This is a genomic window from Pseudomonas sp. ASL8 (assembly GCF_056680355.1).
In genome coordinates this window covers 4,203,302-4,225,620 of the sequence record NZ_CM155278.1, presented here as the reverse complement: position 1 = coordinate 4,225,620, position 22,319 = coordinate 4,203,302, and the positions used below count along the sequence as shown (strand labels likewise).

22 protein-coding genes are annotated in these 22,319 nt (G+C 59.0%); 15 read left to right on the top strand and 7 right to left on the bottom strand.

Annotated features, from left to right (window positions below; translation table 11 throughout):
- Together AC1MEA_RS19325 and pedF are read right to left on the bottom strand one after the other, a co-directional pair.
- Window positions 1–876 carry a substrate-binding periplasmic protein gene (locus AC1MEA_RS19325; RefSeq protein ID WP_480417100.1) on the bottom strand — a complete coding sequence of 292 codons (876 nt, stop codon included), beginning with the start codon at window positions 874–876 and terminating at the stop codon, window positions 1–3.
- Between the two features lie 5 nt (window positions 877–881).
- Window positions 882–1,319, bottom strand: coding sequence for a cytochrome c-550 PedF (gene pedF / locus AC1MEA_RS19320; protein ID WP_219059921.1), 438 nt, complete (start codon window positions 1,317–1,319; stop codon window positions 882–884).
- A 312-nt stretch (window positions 1,320–1,631) separates the two neighbouring features.
- On the opposite strand from pedF, the gene AC1MEA_RS19315 reads away from it, so the two are divergent.
- From AC1MEA_RS19315 to AC1MEA_RS19290, 6 genes are all read left to right on the top strand, one after another.
- Window positions 1,632–2,816 (top strand): ABC transporter substrate-binding protein, encoded by a 1,185-nt coding sequence (locus AC1MEA_RS19315; protein WP_219059923.1) that lies wholly within the window; start codon window positions 1,632–1,634, stop codon window positions 2,814–2,816.
- A 35-nt stretch (window positions 2,817–2,851) separates the two neighbouring features.
- A complete protein-coding gene (locus AC1MEA_RS19310; RefSeq protein WP_219059924.1) occupies window positions 2,852–3,811 on the top strand; it encodes a YVTN family beta-propeller repeat protein in 960 nt (319 codons plus the stop codon).
- Window positions 3,808–4,575 carry an ABC transporter ATP-binding protein gene (locus AC1MEA_RS19305; protein ID WP_480417099.1) on the top strand — a complete coding sequence of 256 codons (768 nt, stop codon included), beginning with the start codon at window positions 3,808–3,810 and terminating at the stop codon, window positions 4,573–4,575. Before AC1MEA_RS19310 ends, AC1MEA_RS19305 begins: the two co-directional genes overlap by 4 nt.
- Complete coding sequence (locus tag AC1MEA_RS19300) at window positions 4,572–5,363, top strand: ABC transporter permease (protein WP_219059926.1); 792 nt, start codon at window positions 4,572–4,574, stop codon at window positions 5,361–5,363. Before AC1MEA_RS19305 ends, AC1MEA_RS19300 begins: the two co-directional genes overlap by 4 nt.
- A gap of 121 nt (window positions 5,364–5,484) precedes the next feature.
- Complete coding sequence (locus AC1MEA_RS19295) at window positions 5,485–6,048, top strand: PQQ-dependent catabolism-associated CXXCW motif protein (RefSeq protein WP_449635766.1); 564 nt, start codon at window positions 5,485–5,487, stop codon at window positions 6,046–6,048.
- 54 nt (window positions 6,049–6,102) lie between these two features.
- Window positions 6,103–6,768, top strand: a complete 666-nt coding sequence (locus tag AC1MEA_RS19290; RefSeq protein WP_449635765.1) for a response regulator — start codon at window positions 6,103–6,105, stop codon at window positions 6,766–6,768.
- Here AC1MEA_RS19290 and nahK read toward each other — a convergent pair whose 3' ends face one another.
- From nahK to AC1MEA_RS19275, 3 genes are all read right to left on the bottom strand, one after another.
- Window positions 6,769–9,411 (bottom strand): hybrid sensor histidine kinase/response regulator NahK/ErcS', encoded by a 2,643-nt coding sequence (gene nahK, locus AC1MEA_RS19285; protein ID WP_480417098.1) that lies wholly within the window; start codon window positions 9,409–9,411, stop codon window positions 6,769–6,771.
- On the bottom strand, window positions 9,338–10,504 hold the full coding sequence (nosP, locus tag AC1MEA_RS19280) for a nitric oxide-sensing protein NosP (RefSeq protein ID WP_480417097.1): 1,167 nt from the start codon (window positions 10,502–10,504) through the stop codon (window positions 9,338–9,340). Before nosP ends, nahK begins: the two co-directional genes overlap by 74 nt.
- Before the next feature lie 242 nt (window positions 10,505–10,746).
- Complete coding sequence (locus AC1MEA_RS19275) at window positions 10,747–11,931, bottom strand: porin (RefSeq protein WP_219059931.1); 1,185 nt, start codon at window positions 11,929–11,931, stop codon at window positions 10,747–10,749.
- A gap of 297 nt (window positions 11,932–12,228) precedes the next feature.
- Between AC1MEA_RS19275 and AC1MEA_RS19270 the strand changes: the two genes are divergently transcribed.
- Together AC1MEA_RS19270 and AC1MEA_RS19265 are read left to right on the top strand one after the other, a co-directional pair.
- Window positions 12,229–13,491, top strand: a complete 1,263-nt coding sequence (locus AC1MEA_RS19270) for an MFS transporter (protein ID WP_480417096.1) — start codon at window positions 12,229–12,231, stop codon at window positions 13,489–13,491.
- A 46-nt stretch (window positions 13,492–13,537) separates the two neighbouring features.
- A complete protein-coding gene (locus AC1MEA_RS19265) occupies window positions 13,538–14,800 on the top strand; it encodes an arsenic transporter (RefSeq protein ID WP_480417095.1) in 1,263 nt (420 codons plus the stop codon).
- Between the two features lie 31 nt (window positions 14,801–14,831).
- On the opposite strand, the gene AC1MEA_RS19260 is transcribed toward AC1MEA_RS19265, so the two are convergent.
- Complete coding sequence (locus AC1MEA_RS19260; protein ID WP_219059934.1) at window positions 14,832–15,383, bottom strand: cytochrome b; 552 nt, start codon at window positions 15,381–15,383, stop codon at window positions 14,832–14,834.
- A 191-nt stretch (window positions 15,384–15,574) separates the two neighbouring features.
- Here AC1MEA_RS19260 and AC1MEA_RS19255 point away from each other — a divergent pair, with 191 nt between their 5' ends.
- From AC1MEA_RS19255 to AC1MEA_RS19225, 7 genes are read left to right on the top strand one after another with little or no spacing between them, the layout of a single operon-like run.
- Window positions 15,575–16,252, top strand: coding sequence for a thermostable hemolysin (locus tag AC1MEA_RS19255; RefSeq protein WP_480417094.1), 678 nt, complete (start codon window positions 15,575–15,577; stop codon window positions 16,250–16,252).
- Window positions 16,242–17,723, top strand: coding sequence for an AMP-binding protein (locus AC1MEA_RS19250; protein ID WP_480417093.1), 1,482 nt, complete (start codon window positions 16,242–16,244; stop codon window positions 17,721–17,723). The genes AC1MEA_RS19255 and AC1MEA_RS19250 overlap by 11 nt, the downstream gene beginning before the upstream one ends.
- Window positions 17,720–18,409: an iron-containing redox enzyme family protein gene (locus AC1MEA_RS19245; RefSeq protein ID WP_480417092.1), complete on the top strand. Its 690-nt coding sequence runs from the start codon at window positions 17,720–17,722 to the stop codon at window positions 18,407–18,409. Before AC1MEA_RS19250 ends, AC1MEA_RS19245 begins: the two co-directional genes overlap by 4 nt.
- Window positions 18,396–19,205, top strand: coding sequence for an SDR family oxidoreductase (locus AC1MEA_RS19240; protein WP_480417091.1), 810 nt, complete (start codon window positions 18,396–18,398; stop codon window positions 19,203–19,205). The genes AC1MEA_RS19245 and AC1MEA_RS19240 overlap by 14 nt, the downstream gene beginning before the upstream one ends.
- A complete protein-coding gene (locus tag AC1MEA_RS19235; RefSeq protein WP_480417090.1) occupies window positions 19,202–19,846 on the top strand; it encodes a tetratricopeptide repeat protein in 645 nt (214 codons plus the stop codon). The genes AC1MEA_RS19240 and AC1MEA_RS19235 overlap by 4 nt, the downstream gene beginning before the upstream one ends.
- Before the next feature lie 12 nt (window positions 19,847–19,858).
- Complete coding sequence (locus AC1MEA_RS19230; protein WP_219059940.1) at window positions 19,859–20,521, top strand: response regulator; 663 nt, start codon at window positions 19,859–19,861, stop codon at window positions 20,519–20,521.
- Window positions 20,518–21,885, top strand: a complete 1,368-nt coding sequence (locus tag AC1MEA_RS19225) for an ATP-binding protein (RefSeq protein WP_219059941.1) — start codon at window positions 20,518–20,520, stop codon at window positions 21,883–21,885. Before AC1MEA_RS19230 ends, AC1MEA_RS19225 begins: the two co-directional genes overlap by 4 nt.
- On the opposite strand, the gene AC1MEA_RS19220 is transcribed toward AC1MEA_RS19225, so the two are convergent.
- Window positions 21,878–22,213 (bottom strand): DUF190 domain-containing protein, encoded by a 336-nt coding sequence (locus tag AC1MEA_RS19220; protein WP_219059942.1) that lies wholly within the window; start codon window positions 22,211–22,213, stop codon window positions 21,878–21,880. The two genes, AC1MEA_RS19225 and AC1MEA_RS19220, sit on opposite strands and share 8 nt — an antisense overlap.
- Window positions 22,214–22,319 lie beyond the last annotated feature (106 nt).

Here is a 22,319-nt window from a genome sequence, read left to right as displayed (position 1 = left end):
CTATTGATACATCTCCGGGATGTCGTAACGCAGACCGTAACTGGCATAGATCTTTTGCACGCTGCCGTCACGAATCAGGGCTTCCAGCGCTTCCTCCAGGGCATAGGCCATCTGGTGGTTACTTTCATGCACCGCCATGCCGATTTCCCAGCGTTGCCGGCCCATGTTCGGGTACGCGTTTTCCGCCAGGGCCAGGTTAGAATCATTGGCCTGATGCACTTGCCAATCGATTTCACCGCGCATGCCCATTACCGCATCGACCTCAGAACCCTTCATCGCAACAAAAGCCTGCTGCACACTTGGGTAGTGATGGGTCTTGGCGCTGAGCATGCCGTTGAACACGGACGTCATATAGAACGATGGGACGCTGTCGACTTCGACACCGACAGGGTGTTCCTGAAACACCGCAACGCTGGGCACGGCGTCCATTCGTCGACGGTCGAAGGCGACCTGCCAACATTCAGTCTGGTAGGGTCCGAACATCACCACATGACCGTTTGCCAGCTCACCCTGATCGTTGCGCTTGAGCGAGTAATCCCGATCATAGGGCACTCGCATCATCACATCGGCCAACTGCTGATGCCGCAAGTTGCTGCCACGCCAGATGGAGTCGCGCAAATCATCGTCGAGCTTTTCCCCCGGCGGCGCCCAGAGCAATTCCATGCGCACGCCGAGGGCCTTGGCCAACGCAGCAGCGAGGTCGACATCGACACCCCGCGGCTGATCATGGTCTTTGAAGCTGTAAGGCGCGAAGTCTTCGTAGACCGCGACCTTGAGCACTCCGGATTCGATCATGGTGTCGTAGCTACGAACTTGCGCCTGCACTGCCTGGCAACACAACAGCAAGCCGCTCAACAACAGCGCATAGAAACGCATAGCCGTCACTCCTCGACGTGCACGCTATCCAGGTAGGTGCGGACGGCCCAGAGTGCTTCCTGGCTCAGGTAGTCAGCCATTTTCGGCATATAAACCCGACCATCACGCACCGCCCCGTTTCTCACCCGCTCAACGAACCATTCGTCGCCAGCAGCACCAGGTTCCAGCATGCGAAGGTCTGGGGCGATACCGCCGGAGATGACCTCCAGGCCATGGCAGGCCGCGCAGTTCTGGTTATAGGCGGATGCACCGATTTCCAGCGCCCGGTCATGATCCTTGGAATTGCGATAGGGGTTTTCAGTCAGCCATTCAGTGCCTACCGGAGTCAGACCGTCGGTAGCCACCGCTTGCGGGACCACGTTGCCGTGAGCCGATACCAGACCACTGGCGGCCAAGCCAGCCATTAAACCTACTATCAGTAAGGCGTTGCGTTTTGTTGTCATTGTTATGCCCTCGAGATTGCACGCAAAAAGCTATGCAGCCATCTTAGGAACCAAGTCAGCGCAACCGAATGCTGCTTTGGTGGCCGCCATCTCCTCCCTTGGTAGTAGGGCATGTGGCGATTGCCTTGATGAGCGGGGCGAAGAGAACCATTTCCGCAACACAGCAGATTTCCTGCGCCAGACAGAGTAGCGCCCCGCCAGGCCAAGGCGCCCCGCAAACCTACTACCTTGGTACTGGCAGACTGGTACTTTCTACATATTCCCCTCCCTACGATCGGTTTCTATGCTGGCACTACCTGTATGGAGTGCCTTATGCGTCAGCGTGTCCGTTACGGATTGATCTATCTGCTAACCCTTGCCGCAGCGACCTTGTTGGCGACCCAAAGCCAGGCCGCCAATGAGGAGATGAAGGTTCAAATCGGCTACCTGGCTTTTATCCCCGACCCAGGCCCCGTGCTGTCAAACATCATTCCCGAACCCCGTGACGCCGGACTGCGCGGCGCTGAACTGGCGATCATCGACAGCAATAGCACCGGGCGCTTTCTCAATCACAGCTACACCCTGCAAACCGCCAACGCCGACAGCCCGCAAGCCTTGCTCGATGCCGCGCAGGCGCTTCACCAGCAAGGCTTGCGATTGTTTGTCGTCAACGCACCCGTCGACACCCTGCGCCAGCTCAGTGCCGCCCTACCCGACAGTCTTCTGTTTAACGCTGGCAGCGCCGATGACAGCCTGCGCAGCACTGCGTGCCTGAACAACGTGCTGCACACCCTGCCGAGCCGGGCCATGCTCGCCGATGCCCTGGCCCAGTTTCTGACCGTGAGGCGCTGGAACCGCTGGCTGTTGATCGTCGGCCAGACCCCGGACGACCAGGCGTATGCGGCCGCCCTGCGCCGCGCCGCCAAACGCTTCGGCCACACCATCGTCGCCGAAAAAGCCTGGAGCTTTGACAACGACCAGCGCCGTAGCGCCCAGGCCGACATGCCGCTGTTCACACAGACCACCGAATACGATGTGGTTTTGGTCGCGGATGAGCGTGGCGACTTTGGCGAGTACGTGCCTTATCAAACCTGGTATCCGCGACCTGTGGCGGGCACTCAGGGACTGACTCCCGTCGGCTGGCACAAGTCTGTGGAAACCTACGGTGCCGCGCAGCTGCAAAAACGCTTCGAGGCCCTCGCCGGGCGCTGGATGAATGATCGTGATTTCGCCGCATGGATGGCCGTCCGCAGTATCGCCAGCGCAGTGACCAAACTGCGTCAGACCGACCCTATGGTCATTCGCCAGGCAGAACTGAGCGACCAATTGCCGCTGGACGGCTTCAAGGGCCGCAAACTCAGCTATCGCGCCTGGAACGGTCAGTTGCGGCAGCCAATCCCGATTGTTCAACCCCGGGCGCTGGTCAGCACTTCACCCCAGGACGGCTTTCTGCACCCCGTCACCGAACTCGACACCTTGGGTTACGACAAGCCCGAAGTAACCTGCCACTTCCAGTGACTTGCCTCTAATAATTCCAAAAAAAGGACCACGCCATGCGTCGCACCCTGATTGCCTCCGCCCTGCTGCTTGTCATAGGGCAAAGCCTGGCGGCCACTGCCTATGTCTCCAACGAAAAAGACAACACCCTGAGCCTGATCGATATGCAGACCCTGCAGGTCACCGACACACTCCCCGTGGGCCTGCGCCCCAGAGGGTTGCTGCTGTCCCATGACAATAAGCTGCTGTATATCTGCGCCAGCGACTCGGACCGCGTGCAAGTCATGGACGTCGCCACGCACAAGATCATCAAAGAACTGCCCTCCGGCAAAGACCCCGAGCAATTCGCCCTGCACCCCAATGATCGCTGGCTGTATGTCTCCAACGAAGACGATGCCTTGGTTACCGTCATCGACACTGAAACCTCCAAGGTTCTGGCCCAGGTTGATGTTGGCGTCGAGCCCGAAGGCATGGCCGTCAGCCCTGACGGCAAGTGGGCGGTCAACACCAGTGAAACCACGAACATGCTGCACTGGATCGACACCAGCACCCAGACGCTGAAGGACAGTACCCTGGTGGATCAGCGACCACGGTTCGTCGAGTTCAACAAAGACGGTTCCCGCCTGTGGGCTTCGGCGGAAGTCGGCGGCACGGTCAGTGTGATTGATGTGTCCACCCGCAAGATCCTCAAGACGCTGACCTTCCAGATCAAGGGCGTGCATCCGGACAAGGTTCAACCTGTGGGCATCAAGCTCAGTGCCGATGGCCGCTATGCCTTCGTCGCACTGGGCCCGGCCAACCACATAGCCGTTGTCGATGCCAAGACGCTTGAGATTCTCGATTACTTGCTGGTAGGCCGCAGGGTCTGGCAGTTGGCCTTTACGCCAGACCAGAGCCAATTGCTTGCCACCAATGGCGTAAGCGGCGACGTGTCGGTCATCGATGTGAACAGCCTCAAGGTGACCAAGTCGATCAAGGTCGGCCGTTATCCTTGGGGCGTGGTTGTCGCCCCATGAATGCCCTTGAAGTGGAGGATGTCAGCTTCGCCTATGGCGCCCGAGAAGCACTGCGGCATGTGGGGTTCAGTCTCGCGCCCGGACGTTTCGCGGCGCTGCTTGGCCCCAACGGGGCTGGCAAGTCGACCTTGATCGCGTTACTGACCCGGCTCTACGACCTGCAACGCGGCGAAATCCGCGTGGGCGGCTGCTCGCTTCGTCAGACCCCGCGCCCGGCTTTGCGCCAGTTGGGGGTTGTGTTTCAACAGAGCACCCTGGATCTGGACTTGAGCGTCGAACAGAACCTGCGCTACCACGCTGCACTACACGGGATGTCCCGGCGTCAGGCAAACAGTCGGATCGAAGAGGAACTGACCCGCCAACAGCTGACTGAACGGCGTGGCGAGCGGGTTCGTGAGCTCAATGGCGGTCACCGCCGCCGGATAGAAATCGCCCGCGCGCTGTTGCATGAACCGCGCCTGCTATTGCTTGATGAAGCCAGCGTCGGCCTCGATCCGGCCAGTCGTCTGGCACTCAATCGCCATGTGCGCAGCCTGTGCCGCGAACACGGGATCAGCGTGCTCTGGACCACGCATTTGCTCGATGAGGTGCAAGAAGAGGATGACTTGCTGATTCTGCACCAAGGGCGTCTGGTCGCGTCGGGACAGGCTGCGGAGATAAGCGCGGAGCATGGTGGCGATCTTGGCGACGCGTTTCACCGCCTGACCACGGGACCTTCGCTACCTTCGTTACAAACCGCCCCCCATACAGGAGCGAATCGATGAGCGTTTACTGGCACTGTTTCAGCGGCATCGTTCTGCGCGAATGGCTGCGGTTCATTCTGCAACGCACGCGTTTTCTCAGTGCGCTGGTACGCCCCCTGCTCTGGTTGCTGGTGTTCGCTGCGGGTTTCCGCGCCGCGCTGGGTATCGCGATCATCGAACCCTATGACACCTACATCCCGTACGAGGTGTACATCGTTCCGGGGCTGTCCTGCATGATCCTGCTGTTCAATGGCATGCAAGGTTCGCTGTCGATGGTCTATGACCGGGAAATGGGGAGCATGCGCGTACTGTTGACCAGCCCGCTGCCGCGCGCCTTTCTGCTGGCCAGCAAGCTGCTCGCGACCTCATTGATCTCCTTGCTCCAGGTCTATGCCTTTCTCGCCATCGCCTGGGTCTATGGCGTGCACCCGCCAGCCTGGGGCTTGTTGGCGGCCTTGCCGGCAATGTTGCTGGTGGCGTTGATGCTCAGCGCACTGGGGCTGCTGCTGTCCAACGCGATCCGCCAACTGGAGAACTTCGCCGGGGTCATGAATTTCGTGATATTCCCGCTGTTTTTCCTGTCCTCGGCCCTCTACCCGCTGTGGAAAATGCGCGAAGCCAGCGAGTGGCTGTATTGGCTGTGCGCGCTCAACCCGTTCACCCATGCGGTAGAGCTGGTGCGCTTTGCCCTGTATGAGCGCTTCAACCCGCTGGCGTTCGGGGTCTGCGTAGGTCTTTGCCTGCTGTTTTCGCTGCTGGCAGTGCTGACCTTCAATCCGCAGCACGCGGCATTGCGTCGGGCGACCTGAGCCGCTAGCGCTCAAATACAGGTAAACCAGTACTTTAGTACTGGTTTACCTGTCTATCGTCGCATTCACAAAGCACCGTCGGTGACATGTAATGCCACGATAACAAGAAAGGAAACGCCCTATGCCGTGCGCTCTACGCCCTGCACTCCGCCCTTCCCTGGCGGCGCTTATTTTGACGTTAAGCCTGGGTCTAAATGTCGCCCAGGCACAGAGCCCGTTGTTTTCCGCCGACGGGTATCGTCTCACCTTGTATCGCAGCCCTACCCCGGACCACGTGGAAGGTGCTCATATCATCGACACCGAGCACTTGCAGACACTGCTGAAACAAGCCTCCAGGCCGGTGTTGATCGACGTCTATCGCAGGCAATGGCTGGAGGGTCGTTTTATCGAAGACGAACCCCACGCCAACCTCCCCGGCAGCCATTGGCTGGCCAACAGCGGCGACGGCGAGCTCACTCCGCAATGGCAGGACTATTTTTCGCGAAATTTGCAAAAAGCAACGGCTGGACGCAAGGATCAACCTTTGGTGTTTTATTGCCGCGCCGATTGCTGGCTGAGCTGGAACGCGGTAAAACGAGCTTCTGCATTGGGCTACAGCGATCTCTATTGGTACCGCGATGGCCTCGATGCCTGGCAGGCGGCCAATTTACCCGTACAGCCGGCCCAACCCGAACCCTTTCCCTGAGCAACAGGCCCGCCCCCGCGCCACACCATAATCAAAATAACGAGGTGAAAGGCTATGTATAAAATTCTGATTGCAGACGATCACCCTCTGTTTCGCGAAGCCATCGCCAACGTCATCAGCGACGGATTTCCGGGCAGCGAAGTGATGGAAACGGCAGATCTGGACAGCGCGCTGGCACTGACCCAGACCCATGACGACCTCGACCTGATTCTGCTCGATTTGAATATGCCTGGCATGCACGGTCTTAATGGCCTGATCAATCTGCGCAACGAGGCCCCCACTATTCCTGTCGTGATCGTGTCCGCCGAACAAGACAAACAAATTGTGCTGCAAGCCATTACTTACGGTGCGGTGGGCTTTATCACCAAGTCTTCGCCCCGGGCGCAAATGACCGAAGCGATCGAACAGATCCTCAACGGAAATGTCTACCTGCCTTCGGACATCATTCGGGCACAGAGGCCCGGCACCCGGCGCAGCATGAACAACGCACCGAGCTTCCCACCTGAGTTGCTGCAAGCCCTGACCCGCAAGCAATTGCTGGTGCTGGAACGGATGACCAAGGGCGAATCGAACAAACAGATCGCCTACACCCTGGAAATTGCCGAAACCACGGTCAAGGCCCATGTCTCGGCAATCCTGCGCAAACTCAACGTGCATAACCGCGTCCAGGCGATTCTCAGCGCCGGGGATATCGATTTCGCTGCGTACCTGCGGCGTTGATCAGACTGCCGATCGGCCCAGTAAATGGCTGATCGCGGTTTTGAGCTTCATCGGCCGCACCGGCTTGTGCATCAGGGTGTGGCCCAGCTCACGCATTTGCAGCTTCAGTTCATTACTGTAGTTGGCAGTGATCATCAGCGCCGGCAAGGGTGAACCGCGTCGGGCGTTGATCGTTGCCACCGCATCGACGCCATTCTTGTCATCGTCCAGGTGGTAATCGGCAATCAGCAAGTCCGCGTCGGCATGGTAATTCTCTACCTGCCGCGCCAGGTCCTGCTCAGAGAGTGCGGTCACCACCTGGCAGCCCCAGCTTTCGAGCAACGTGCGCATGCCGGCGCAAATTGCCGCATCGTTGTCCAGCACCCAGATACGCGCACCCCGCAAGCGTTCCATCATCGGTTCGGTAATGCACGACTGCACGAGCGCCTTGGGCGCGCTGAGGGTCACCGGCACCTCAATGGAAAACATCGAGCCCTTGCCGGGCCAGGAACGTACGCTGACCTTGTGCCCCAGTATGCCTGCGATTTTTTCGACAATCGCCAGCCCGAGCCCGAGCCCGCGATCCTGATTCGGTCGTTGCACATCGCCTCGTTTGAACTCCTGAAAAATCTCCTCCAGCTTGTTCTCGGCAATACCGATGCCCGTGTCCCAGACCTCGATAGACAGACGCTGACGATGCCGACGGCACCCCAACACCACGCGGCCGGTGGTGGTGTATCGGATGGCGTTGCTCAGCAGGTTGCGCAGAATACGCGCCAGCAATTGAATATCGCTGCGTACCAGCACCGAGCACGGCACGAACTTCAGAACCAGGCCCTCGCTGCTGGCAATTTGCGCATACTCGACGGCCAGGTTTTCCAACAGTTCGCTCAGGGCAAACGGTGCGATATCGGCTTTGATCACACCGGCATCAAGCTTTGAGATGTCCACCAGCGTGCAGAGTAAATTTTCCACGTCTTCCAGCGAATTGCTGACATTACGCACCAGAATCGCATTGGCCACCGGCTCGCGTCGCTCCAGCAAGGCACTGGTAAACAGGCGTGCGGCGTTTAGCGGCTGAAGCAGATCATGGCTGACAGCGGCCAGAAACTTGGTTTTCGACAGGTTGGCCTGTTCGGCTTCGAGCTTGGCTTCACGCAGGCGCGACTCTACGCGACTGCGTTCGTCGATCTCGCGCAGGAGCTGACTGTTGAGGGTGGTCAGCTCGGCCGTGCGTTCGCGGACGCGCAGCTCAAGGTTCTGATAGGCCTGGTGCAAGGCTTCGGCGGTACGGCGGCGCTCGGTGATATCCCGGATCAACACAAAAATGCCGACCACTTCGCCACTGGCCAAACGGTTGGGCACGTAGGAGCGCAGCATGTATCGCTCCTGATTGTTGATGTTGATCTCGGGGCATTCAAAGGTCACGCTTTCCCCGGCAAGGGCGCGTTCAACATAGGTTTCCAGACGCTGATAATGCTCTTCGCTGTGAACCTCGCGCAGGCTCTGCCCGAGCATCACGCCGCGCGGCCAGCAGTACCATTCCTCGTACACCTTGTTGGTGAACTCATAGACCAGGTCGGCGTTCAGGTAAGCAATCAGCGCAGGTACGTGGTCAGTAATCAGGCGAATCCAGCGCTCGCTTTCGCTGAGGGCTTCAGCATGCTGATAGCGTTCGGTGATGTCGGTGAAGGTGTTGACGAAACCGCCGGTCGGCAATGGATGCGTGCGGATTTCAAGGACCCGCCCGTCGAACAACCGCTGTTCCCGCTCATGGATCACTCGACCGTTGGCGTCGCGGCTGGCCGGTGTCAGCAGATCCAGCTCGCTGTCAGCGATCACCTCGGCAAAAGGCCGGTGCGCGGCGACCGGGGCCAGCCCGCTCAACTCCAGAAAGCGCCGATTCCACAGTTCCAGAACGCCATCGGCGTTGACCATCGCCACACCCTGGGACAGGTTATCGACAGCCCTCTGCAGCAGGTGGGACTTCTGCGCGACGGCCTGTTCGCGGCGCACGGTTTCGTTGACTTTGACTTCGGTGATGTCGGTAAACAGGATCACCCGGCCGCCCTCTCGGGTCGGTCGTTCACTGACCTGCAACCAGCGGCCGTCGTTCAGACGATACAACAGGTGCTCGTCAGCACTGTGCCGTGGCTCTTCGATAAACAGCCCGGTGCTGGCCATCAGACGCTTGACCTCCGCCAAACGCATGCCACCGATGATCCGCACCCGGCTGTTGGCCCAGAACGCTTTGAATCGGCTGTTGAACAGGACGATGCGCTGGTCCTCATCAAACAGCACGAACGCATCGGAAATACTTTCGATGGCATCCACCAGATGCTGGTGCGCCGTTTCAGCGCGCAGGCGGGCCTCGCTGAGCAGGTGATTGCTGGCCTTGAGTTCGGCCATCGCATGGTTCAACGCATCGGTGCGCTCCCTGACCTGTTCGGCCAGGACCACCGAATGCTGAAAGGCCGCATAGGAATCATTGCCACGCGCGGTGCCGGACTCGACCCGCTCAATCAGGGCCGTGTTGATCCGCCGCAGCTTTTGATTATCCCGTTGCAGTTGTGCGATGTGCTCGAGCAATTCAGCGGGGGAAGGAGGCTGCACGGTTCCGTCCAATGGCAACGCCGGTGAAGGTCTGGTTGATGTGCATGCCATTGAACTGTTCTCCGTAGGTGTTGAAACCTATCACCCGATGCTCGCGCAGAAAGTCGCCAATCTGCTGGACGCTGCCATCGGCCTCCAGCTCCATGCGCCGCAGAAAACAGTCGCAGCCTATGGTCAGCAATAACGAACCCAAGCGCTCCTGCAAGCCGTCGAACAGGCCCTGCAGGTTGGGCAGCAACGGACCCGGGGTCATGGCAGTCAGCACAATGCCGTTCTCCACCGCGCAGTAAAAACTCAGGCTCAGGTCATGGTTGACCTGTTGGATCGCCCTGACGTAGTACTGATCGTTGATACGAACGGCTAACGGGTGCGCAGCAAAAATCCGGTGATTGAGTTCGGCCACCGGCACCCCGATGATCTGCGCATATTCCTCGGCTGCAGGCTCGGCATTAAGCTCGTAAACCCGGCGCATGGTGCTGTCGGCACGGGTGACCACGAGTTTTTCCGCACGCGGCAGAATGTGGTGCGTGGTGAAAACTTCGAAATCCAGCCAGGTATTGACCAACAGCACCACGGCGGCGCCGCTGTGGAACTCGCCGCCAAAATACACGTGAGTGTGGGTCAGGTAATTATCGTCTCCGGCAGAACCACCGAAGTGCGGGATATCGCCGAGGGCTGCACTCAGCGCGGCGAGGACCATCTCCTCGCGGCTGGACAGGCCGTCGAGCAACGTCAGGGCGAAACTGTTGCCTTTGATCGGCGCCAGGGTATTGCTCCGACAATCTCCAACCAGTCGTTCGACCATTTGCTGGGCGTCGATCAGGCTGAAGCGTTCCATTTCATCAATCAGTTCAGCGGCAATAGAGAAATGCCGATGATCAAAGCCCACCGCCGTCACACAACCACGGCCGTAACCCTCGGGAGTAATTTCGCCGGCGCTGGTACAGCCGACCACGCGAATGCCTCCAAAGCTTTGCTGCAAGGCGACACCCAAGGCCTGTAAATCGTATTCAGCCGAGCAGAAGAACAGCACGAAGCCCAAGTGCGGATGCAACAGTTGCCGTGCCAGTTCCTGCGCCACCTCTTGCGCCCCGGTTGCCATCGACATCGCGCTCACTACGCCGTCGGTTTGGGCTTGCTGCATATAGTCGCCTCCCGAAAGTGCGTTGTCTGATAGGCCAGTCTACGAAGACTGGACCCGGCCCCGTATCCTACTTGGGTAGTGGGTAGCCACTCCGATAGGATGAGACCGCCACATTGAGGCGCTTAAACAGACTCAGGGTGCCTGGCATAACGCTTGCGCAAAAAAGCCCGCGTCCACAGGGGAGTGAATATTCCCTGTGAAAGCAGGCCTTTGACTAGGCGTCGCGTGTGAATCCCGTCTGATTACCAGGTCAGGACAGCACCCACCGCAAAGGTATTGGTGTCTTCGTTCTGGGCGACGGTGTCATGCCCACGGATTTTGAACTGGTTGTACTCGACCACCAATTTGAGGCTGTCGTTGACGTCATGGAACAGCGCGATACCACGCGTATCGTAATCGGCGCCGCTGCCGACCACCCCGTTGCCATCGTCATTGGTTTTGCCGTACGACAGCGCCAGGCGGTTCTTGCCCAGCTTGTAGGAGCCCTGCATCAGGTAACCAACGCTGTCTACCTCACGCAACGTCGCCTTGCCGGCATTGTTGGTGAAGAACGGGTTGATACCCTTGGCCTGGAAACCCGAACCGGTCAGAGACAAGCCGCCCATCTTCGCCTGAACCCCATAACCCAGCCCTTTTGACGTGACCGAATTCACACTCGAATCGGTGTTGTCCGAGGTTTGATAGCTGCCGTTGACCCAGCTGTAGATCTTCGCCCCGGCCACATCGAACTGGTAAGTAACCTCGCTCTCGGTCCGTGGATTCTTCTGGTATGCCTTGCCCAGTGCGCTGCTGTCGTTGGTGTCAACAGGGTCCATGATGCCCACTGCGACCCGCAGACCGTCCATGACCGGCGTGCGGTAAGTGATCTGCGAGGTGGGAAACGGGTACGGATAACCGGTACCGATGTTGCCGAACGACACCCCGCCACCGTCTACCAGGCCCAGGCTATCGCTGACCTGACCATAGCCGGAAAGCATTTCGTCGAGCAGGATGTTGGAGCGTGCAAACAGGCCAAAGTCCTTACCGATCAATACCTCACCCCACTCGGGTTTGGCGACGGTGCCGTAGAACTGGCGGACATCAATGGCGGTAGCCGTGCCATCAGTCTGGCTATCGTTGATGGTGACCCAGAGCGACGCACGAGCGCCCAGCTTCAGGTCATCGACTTGCTTGCCCATGTTGAAGCCGATGTAGTTGGGCAAGAAGCCCATTTTCACCCGTGCCTGGTTACGATCATATTGGTCGCCCGCCCGGTCAACTTTGCTGTTCACGTAGAAGGTGTTGACGTAACCGTCGGTGGAAAATGTCGTCTGGTCCTTGTCATATAGCATGATCTCGGCATTGGCCAGTTGGCTCAAACTGAGGGTGGACAGGCCGGCAATAAGCACAGGCAGGAATCGACGTTGAAAATTCTTATTGTTGTGCATGGCGCGCTCCGCAACAGGGACGAGATGTCGGAGGCGATTATCAAAAGGTCTGGCCCTCAGCCATACGCTGCCTTGGCCGCAATGTGTCAGTGCTTTAGGTTGGCGGGTATAACCCGCCAAGCAAGGTGTAAGACTACCGTTACAACATGGATCGAAACTTAAGTACTGCACCTCGCGCCCCACCCGCCCGGTTCTCGGTTATAAGTGCGGTTCGGTGAAACTAAACCGGGGCTCGACAGGTCATTGGCAGGGCACTGCTCACGCTGTCGTGCGTTGCCCTTTTTAAAGAGAACATCCTTGGCCACTCCCTCAGACCGCAGAAACCGATTTTCTCTGGACGGACTCAACTTCTTTCTCGCGGATGTACGCGACGGACTAGGACCCTATCTGGCGATTTACCTGCTGGCCGTACACCATTGGGACCCGGCCAGCATTGGCTTGGTGATGACCCTGGCCGGGATTGCCGCGCTGGTGACTCAGACACCGGCCGGAGCGTTGATCGATAGAACCCATAGCAAACGTGCGGTCATCGTGATTGCAGCCCTGCTGGTCACTGCCAGCTGTCTGGTGCTGCCTTTCCTGAGCTCGTTCAGCCTGGTGGCGCTGACCCAAGCCATCAGCGCAATAGCGGCATCGGTGTTCGCCCCTGCAATTGCTGCGATTTCACTGGGCATTACCGGACCGAGAGCGTTCACCCGTCGAACCGGGCGCAACGAGACCTTCAACCATGCCGGCAACGCCTGTGCGGCACTGCTGGCGGGTGGGTTTGCTTATCTGTTCGGCCCTGTCGCCGTGTTCTACCTGATGGCCGCCATGGCACTTGGCAGTGTGATTGCGGTCAGTTTCGTCTCGGCGCGGGCTATCGACCATGACATCGCCAGAGGCTTCGACCCCGGTCAAACCGCGCAGACGGACCATCCCTTGGGCCTGGCCGTGTTGCTGACCAACAAACCTTTGCTGCTGTTCGCCATTTGCTGTGCGCTGTTCCACCTAGCGAATGCCGCGATGTTGCCGCTGGTGAGCCAGAAGCTGGCGCTGGTCAATTTGCTGATGGCCACTCCGCTGACCTCCGCCTGCATTGTCGCTGCCCAATTGGTCATGGTCCCTGCCGCGTTGCTGGTCGGTGCCAAGGCCGATCAATGGGGACGCAAACCGCTACTACTCGCTGGTTTCCTGATCCTGCCATTGCGCGGGGTGCTCTACACCCTGTCCGATGATCCCTATTGGCTGGTCGCCGTGCAGATGCTCGACGGTGTTGGCGCAGGCATCTTTGGCGCACTTTTTCCCTTGGTCGTGAAGGACCTCACGCATGGCACCGGCCGCTTCAACGTCAGCCTCGGCGCGCTCTCGACCGTGTTTGGTCTGGGCGCAGCACTGAGCACGGGGCTGGCAGGGCTGGTGGTGCAGCAAGCGGGTTACAGCGCTGCTTTCCTGACACTCGCCGCTATTGCCGCAGTGGCATTTCTTTTACTATGGCTGGCCATGCCCGAAACGTTGCATTGGGCTCGGAACACCCCCCTCCGATCTGCCGTTAAAATCATCCCGATTGCCTCGCGATGATCGATTCCCGTTATCTCGCCTTTAGCCTCACGCCTGAGTAAAAACAATGCCTGCATTCGATCCAACTATGGTCATCTGGACAGTGGCGGCCCTGGCAACCTGCGGGATTATCCTGCGCCCATGGCGGGTGCCTGAGTATGTCTGGGCGGTGTGTGCCGCCGTGTTACTCACAAGTCTGGGGTTTATTCCGCTCCACTCGGCTCTGGCGGCGATGGCCAAGGGCAGCGATGTTTATCTGTTTCTGATTGGCATGATGGTGCTGGCTGAACTGGCGCGTCAGGAGGGGCTCTTCGACTGGTTGGCCATGTATGCAGCGCAACATGCCCGGGGTTCGGGGCAACGACTGTTCGACCTGGTGTTCCTGGTCGGCACGCTGGTGACGATATTTCTCTCTAACGACGCCACCGCCGTGGTACTGACCCCTGCCGTTTACGCCGCGGCCAAAGCGGCCAAGGCAGAGCCTCTGCCCTACCTGTTCGTCTGCGCCTTCATCGCTAACGCAGCAAGCTTTGTATTGCCCATCTCCAACCCTGCCAACCTGGTGGTTTTCGGCAGCCACATGCCACCACTGATGACCTGGCTGTGGCAGTTCACCCTGCCCTCCATCGCGGCGATCAGCCTGACCTATATCGTGCTGCGCTTCACCCAGCGCAATCATCTGCGCAAGCCGTTGGAAACCGTCATTACCCTTCAACCGCTGTCGAGCGGCGCACGTCTGACCGCATTCGGCATCGTACTGACTGCGGTGCTGTTGCTGTTGGCGTCGGCGCTTGACCTGCAATTGGGCCTGCCGACCTTCTGTGCCGGGCTCGCGACCGCGAGCCTTATCCACGTGCGCCAGCGTCTGAACCCGCTACCGGTGCTCAAGGGCGTGTCCTGGGGCGTGCTGCCGCTGGTGGCAGGCTTGTTTGTGTTGGTCGAGGGGTTGGCGCAGACAGGCGTGATCAATACCCTGGCGCATGCATTGGCGTCGTTGGCCGAACACTCCACCCTCCAGGCGACCTGGGGTGCCGGGATCATCGTGGCCATCGCCAGCAACATGGTCAACAACCTTCCAGCAGGCCTGATCGCCGGGTCGGTGGGCGAGATCGATCATCTGCCCACGGCCATCACGAGTGCGCTATTGATCGGTGTCGACCTGGGGCCAAACCTGTCAATTACCGGCTCGCTGGCTACGCTGCTGTGGCTTATTGCCGTGCGCCGCGAAGGCGAACACGTCAGTGCTATCGACTTCCTGCGCCTGGGCATTCTGGTGATGCCGCCCGCATTGATCGGCGCACTGGCGGCGTTGTCACTCAGCGGAGTCTGAGGCCCGGCAAGCTCTATCCAGGACGCGGCAACTATTCAGGCCGCTGTCCTGGCAAGATCCGCTTCAGGGTGTTGTCGCCCACCCAGTAATGGTGAAAAAGCCCTGCCGCCGCATGCAACCCGATCAGCCAGTAACCGGCACTGCCGATCAACTCATGCCAGTCCTTGAACTGGCGGGCTAATGCGGGATCGACGCTGACTGGCGCAGGCAGCACGAAACCGAAATAAGGGATCGGTTTGTCCCCTGCACCTAACATCAACCAAGCGAGTATCGGCGTAGCGATCATCAGCCCGTAAAGCGCCAGGTGCGTCAGGTGTGACATGCCGATCTGCCAGCCCGGTGGACGCGGCAAAATGGGCGGACTGGGTTTCAAACGGGCCAGCAACCGGACCCAGACCAGCGCGAAGATCGCCAACCCGAACAGTGAATGCAGCCCGAGAAACATCCCCTTCAGCGCATGCCCTCGCGGCAAGAGCCCCTTGATTTCAATACAACCGTAGACACCGACGAACAGCGCCAGCATCAGCCAGTGCAGGGTGATCGATAGTTTTCCATAACGTTGCGGCACTGCGCGGTTGTTCATGAGCGGACCTCTCAAGTGTCGTGGTGTGCTGCCCCAGTCATTTGGGCTTTCAGCACCTTGGCTGACGAGTCTTAAGCCAGTCTGAAGACTGACCGGATACGACCTTAGACGTACGTGGGCGAACCTTCAGACTTCGCTAAGAATTGGCGCCGATACTCTGAACCTGACTACCCACGGGAGGAGTTCTTTCAATGCCAGGTTTCGACTGGAACATCCGGTTACCCCTGCATTTCGGCAACACCGACGCACCTGACATGAGCTTGGTCAGGGCCCTGCCAGGTGAACCAAAACGCTCAGAATTCGAAGCTTATATTCAACAACGCTTCCACCTGGCCCACGGGGCCGAGATCCGCCAATTCATGCCTGAGCTGTTCGGGTTGAGCAATTCAGCGGGCGGGCTGAGCGCCGTTGCCGGGGTGCGTCTGGCAGCTTCAGGACCGCTGTTTCTCGAGCATTATCTGGATGAACCCATCGAACCATTGATCTGTGCCGCCGCCGACCGCCCGGTTGACCGAATAGGTATTGTCGAGGTCGGCAATCTCGCCGCAAGCGATACCGGCAGTGCACGCCTGAGCATCATCACCCTCACCTGGCTACTGGCCATGAGCGGACTGGAGTGGGTGGCGTTTACCGGCAACGTTGGACTGGTCAATAGCTTCCATCGCCTGGGATTACGCCCCGTGACCCTCTGTGCCGCCGACCCGCAGCGACTGGGTGAAGAGCAACATGCCTGGGGCAGTTATTACCAAAGCCAGCCGTCTGTGCATGTCGGCAATATTCGCGCTGGCTTCATTCATTTGCGCAATGTGGGGCTATTCAATCGCCTCGGTTTGCCATCGACGTCCGAGATGATCAGCCATGTCGCCTGAACTGGAAGGGTTCAAACAGATTCTTCGCCACCATGCCGAAGAAAGACCTGACGCCTTGGCGTTATGGGGGGATGAGCAGCGGCTGGATTACGCCACCCTGTACGCAGAAGTCGTCTATCGGCAACAGCGCCTGAGCGAAGAACGCGTCAGCGTGGTTGCCCTGGCCCTGGAGAACGGCCCTAATGCCCTGCTTTGGGATCTTGCAGCACTGTTCGAAGGGCTCACCTGCCTGACGTTGCCGCCTTTTTTCAGCCCCGCACAACGTCACCACTGCCTGGAGCAAAGCCAGGCCGAGCTGGTCATCGCCGACACCGATCAGGCCTCTGAACTGACAACGGCTGGCTATACACAGGTCGGAGAGTTCTGGCGCCGATCGTTTTCCGGCACAACGCGCATGCCCCAAGGCACCGCGAAGCTGACGTTCACCTCAGGCACCACCGGAACCCCAAAAGGCGTATGCCTGAGTGCCGACAGCCTGCTAAGGGTGGCCAGGGAACTGGACCTGGCCAGCCGCGCTACCGAGTCCCGCCATCACCTCGCCCTGCTTCCCCTGGCCATTCTCCTGGAAAACCTGGGGTGCTATGCCGCGCTCTATGCGGGCGCCACGCTAAGCTTGCCGAGTCAGAAAAAACTCGGGATTCAGGGCGCCAGTGGCGTGGATATCCCCCGCCTGCTCGGCACTCTTGCCGAACGGCGTCCCGAAAGTCTGATCCTGGTGCCGCAACTGCTTCTGCTATTGGTCAACGCGGCTGAGCTCGGCGCATTCAACGCCTCGACACTGCGCTTCGCAGCGGTGGGCGGGGCCAAGGTGTCGGTTGAATTGTTGCTGCGCGCACAACGGATCGGCCTGCCGGTCTTTGAGGGCTATGGCTTGTCGGAATGCGCTTCGGTGGTGTGCCTGAACCATCCCGGCGCCAACCGCCTGGGCAGTGTCGGCAAGCCCTTGCCCCATGTGAAGGTCCGCCTTGCTGAGGACGGGGAAGTGCTGATTGGCGGCGCTCCGATGCTCGGTTATCTGGGCGAAGCGCCTGAGGCCACGGGTTGGTGGCACAGCGGTGACCTGGGCGAATTTGACGCGGAGGGTTATCTCTACCTCAACGGCCGCAAGAAGCATCAATTCGTGACCAGTTTTGGTCGCAACGTCAATCCCGAATGGGTCGAGGCCGAGCTGACACAACGCAGTCATATCGCCCAGGCTTTTGTGTATGGCGAAGCAATGCCGCGTAACCACGCGCTGCTGTGGCCGCACAAACCGGACTGCACCGACGAGGAAATCACCGCCGCCGTCGCCCAGGCCAACGAAAACTTGCCCGACTACGCCCAGGTTCATCAATGGACGCGTCTGGAACAACCCTTTACCCCGGCCAACGGCCTGCTCACCGCCAATGGTCGTCCACGGCGCGAAGCCATTCTCGAACGCTACCGGCATCAACTCATTTCATCGGTTTACCCTGAGGTATCAGCATCATGAGTTTCTTCGACACACTGCAAGAAGCCACCCAGCGCGAACGCCAGGAATTATTTAGCTTACCCATCATTCGCCAAGCCCTTGCTGGTCAGGTCAGCCTGGAAAGCTATCGCGCTTTTCTGACCCAAGCCTATTACCACGTTCGACACACGGTCCCGTTGCTTATGGCGTGTGGTGCCCGCCTGCCGATCCGCCTGGAATGGCTGCGTGGGGCCGTCTGTGAGTACATCGACGAAGAGTACGGCCATGAACAATGGATTCTGAATGACATTTCGGCCTGCGGCGGCGACGCCGATGCTGTCCGCGAAGGACGTCCAGAGCTGCCGATCGAGTTGATGGTCAGTTTCCTCTATGACTTGATCGCGCGGGACAATCCCGTCGGCCTGTTCGGGATGGTCAACGTACTCGAGGGCACCAGCATCGCGCTGGCCACACATGCCGCCGACAGTATTCGCGAACACCTTGAGCTTCCCGCCACTGCCTTCAGCTATTTGAGTTCTCACGGTTCATTGGACGTGGCGCACATGCAGACCTATCGCCGGTTGATGGATCGCCTGGAAGACCCGGCCGACCAGGCCGACCAGGCCGCCGTCATCCACGCCTCGAAAGTCGTCTACAAACTGTACGCCGACATGTTCCGTGCCCTGCCGAGCGCAGCGGCCGAGGAGAATGTGCATGCAACTCTCTGAGGCCAGGGTCGTCCTGACCGGTGCCAGCGGCGGGATCGGCCTGGCCATCGCCGATGCGCTGTGCGCAAAAGGCGCTCTGGTGTTAGCGGTGGCTCGACATAAAGCGCCACTTGAGCGGTTACTCGCGCTTTATCCGCACAATCTGCGCTGGGTATCAGCCGACCTTACAACGACCACTGACCGTAGAAAGGTATTCACCACGGCCGAGGAAATGGGCGGTGTGAACATGCTGATCAATGCTGCCGGGGTCAACCACTTCGCCATGCTCGAACAGTTGGACGATGCAGAAATCAACGCCATGCTGGCGTTGAACATCAGCGTCCCCATCTGCCTGACACGCACGTTTCTGCCTCTGTTGAAAGACGCTGAAAGCGCCATGGTCGTCAATGTGGGGTCCACCTATGGCTCCATTGGTTTCCCGGGTTACGCCAGCTATTGCGCGAGTAAGTTCGCGCTGCGCGGGTTCTCCGAAGCCCTGCGTCGCGAGCTGGCCGATACCCGGGTTGGCGTGCTGTACGTGGCGCCCCGTGCGACGCGCACCTCCATGAACAGCCCCGCCGCACAAGCCTTGACCGATGCACTGAAATCAAACGTCGACGACCCACACATCGTCGCTCAGGCGGTTGTCCATGCGATTGCCGGTGATCGTCGCGAGCTCTACCTGGGCTGGCCTGAACGCTTCTTCGTCCGTTTGAACAGCCTGCTGCCGAACCTTGTGGACCGCAGCCTGCGTAAACAACTGCCCTTGATCCGGCGACTCAGTGTCCGGCAAGAAAAAGAGAAATCAAAACCATGAAAAAGCTCTGTATCTACCTACTTTTCGGCGTATTGAGCAGCCCGGCGTGGGCCTTGGAAAGCGCAGATCAGGAGCGCCTGACTGCCATTCAGCAAAGCTGGGCCCATATCCAGTACGAATTGCCAGCCGAGCAACGTGCTGCTGCGTTTGAAAAGCTTGCGGCACAAGCGTCGGCGTTCACTCAGTCTCGGCAGTCCGTTGCCGAGGCCTGGATCTGGTCCGGCATCGTTACCAGCAGTTGGGCCGGTGCTCAAGGCGGACTGGGGGCACTGGGCAAGGTCAAGGTCGCGCGCACCGATCTCGAAAAAGCGATGACACTGGACCCGAATGCGTTGCAAGGCTCCGCCTATACCAGCCTCGCAGCACTCTATGATCGCGTTCCCGGCTGGCCCATCGGCTTCGGTGACGCGGAAAAAGCCGAACAGCTCTTGAAACAAGGCCTGCAACTCAATCCGACAGGCATAGACAGCCTGTACTTTTGGGGTGACCACCTTTATCGTCAAGGTCGTTATGTCGAAGCCAAGGCTGCCTTGCTCAAAGCCTTGCAAGCGCCCCCACGTCCCGGCCGGGAAACCGCCGATACGGGTCGCCGCCAGGAGATCCAGGTATTGCTTGGCGAGGTAAACAAGAAAATTAACTGACAGGAGTCAGCTGTGCGTCTACTGCTTATCGAAGATGACGTCGCTCTGGGCGAAGGTGTTCATCAGGCCTTGACCCGAGAGGGTTACACCGTTGACTGGCTTAAAGACGGTAGCAGCGCTCTGCATTCGCTGCTCACCGAAACCTTTGATCTGGCCGTACTCGACCTGGGGCTGCCCCGCATGGACGGTCTCGAAGTGCTGCGCCAGTTACGCCAGAGCGGCTCCACGCTGCCCGTGTTGATCCTCACCGCGCGCGATGCCACCGAAGACCGGATTGCCGGTCTGGATGCAGGCGCCGATGACTACCTGGTCAAGCCTTTTGACCTTGCCGAACTGAAAGCCCGCCTGCGCGCGCTGCTGCGTCGAAGTGCGGGACGCGCCCGGGTGCTGATCGAGCATGCCGACATCAGCCTGGACCCAAGCACCCAGCAGGTGACCTACCATGGCGCACCGGTTGCGCTGACACCCAAGGAGTACCAGTTGCTCTATGAACTGCTGTCTCCCCCAGGTCGGGTAATGACCCGCGAACGATTGATCCAGCTGCTTTACGGCTGGAACGAAGAAGCGGAAAGCAATACCCTCGAGGTGCATATTCACAATCTGCGGAAGAAATTCAGTTCTGATTTAATCCGGACCATTCGCGGTGTCGGCTACCTGGTTGAAGAGCGCCGATGACCTCAATCAGAAAGCGCACCATGACCTTGATTCTTGGCCTGTTGCTTGTCGGCCTGTTGATCATGAGTTTCTTCAACCTGCATGACAGCAATCATGAAATTGCCGAAGTCTATGACGCGCAGCTAGCCCAGAACGCTCGCCTGCTGCAAGGCGTCATGCGCATGCCAATGGCCAGCAAGGACCACTCAGCGCTGTACCAGGCTTTTAACCAGGCACTCAGTCAAGCCTCGCCCAAACTCGATGGCCATCCCTATGAGAGCAAGATTGCTTTTCAAGTATGGAATCATCAAGGCGAACTGTTGGTACACACTGCCAGCGCCCCCACCTTTACTCACCCGCCTTCCCAGGCAGGGTTCAGCGATGTCGTTGACCTGAAAAATCATCAATGGCGAACATTTATTCTCGACGATGTGCAGTACGGGCTGCACATCTGGGTCGGCGAGCGTAACGATGTGCGAACGGATCTGGTCGACCGTATCGTTCAGCACACCCTTTGGCCAAATCTGTTGGGCAGCCTTATCCTCGTCTCGGTGATGTGGCTGGCGATTGGTTGGGGACTCAAGCCCTTGGCTGATTTGGCCGCGACCCTGCGCGCTCGACACTCCGGCTCCCTGGAGCCCCTGCAAATCGAGCCGCTGCCCAGCGAACTCGAACCCATGCAGGCGGCGCTGAATCGAATGCTTTCGCAAATCCAGGAGGTGTTGGGACGAGAGCGACGCTTCATTGCCGATGCGGCCCATGAAATGCGTACACCGTTGGCGGTACTTCGGGTGCATGCGCAGAATTTGCTGGAAGCGGGCACTGAGGAAGAAAAACGAGAGTCACTCGAATACCTGATCGTCGGTGTAGACCGCACCAGCCGTTTGGTTAACCAGTTGCTGACCATGGCCAGGCTTGAACCCCAGTCGATAGCACCGCCCCTGCAAACCGTTGACCTGACGGCGACTGTGCGAGAGGGACTGGTTCAACTGACGCCCTGGTTGCTGAGCAAGGGCCTTGAGCTGTCTTTCGATGTCAGCGATGTCCCCTACATCACCCACACCGATCCAGTGGCGATTAACATCGCGCTTAATAACCTGGTGACCAACGCCGCGAACTTTTCTCCGGAACATGGCCTGATCACCGTCCGCCTGACAAAAGTCGATGGACACTTCCAGCTGGCTGTCGAAGATCAGGGTCCGGGTATCAACGAGGCGGAGCGTGAGCGGCTCTTTGAGCGCTTTTACAGTCGAGGTAACGACCAGGGCGCAGGGCTTGGACTGACGATTGTACAAACGATTGCGGTTCGTCTGAGAGGTCGGATAAGTCTGGATAACCTTACGGGCGGCGGTCTCTGCGCAACGCTGGAACTCCCCGTCAACTAAGGGGCTTGTCGGATTTTTTGCCGACAGTCCCCAGCTCGATCGGCGCTTTTATGTAGAACAAGGAGATGTCCTCGGCCTCCAGACGCTCGAAAAGACGCGCGCACTCGTCTTCGCTAATCGCCAGACGAATTTCGATAGGTTGATCGGCAAGTTCAAAAACGTGCGTTGAATGCAACTGGCCTGTATGGCCAAACCCCTCTATGCCCGTCGACAACGTGGCGCCGCGCAGCCCCAGCTCCTTGGCCAGGTCGACGACCCAGTCACCGAGCATTTTTCCGCGATAGCGACGATTCTGCTGAGTGAAGAAAATCACCAGAAAACCTTTCATGATCCAACCCCTTTTAGCGTGCGCTAATCAGCTGAAACAAGGCCGGCACCGAGCGGCGCGCCTATAGCGATTGGCAGCCATGATTTCAGCATAGCCGCCCTCCCTG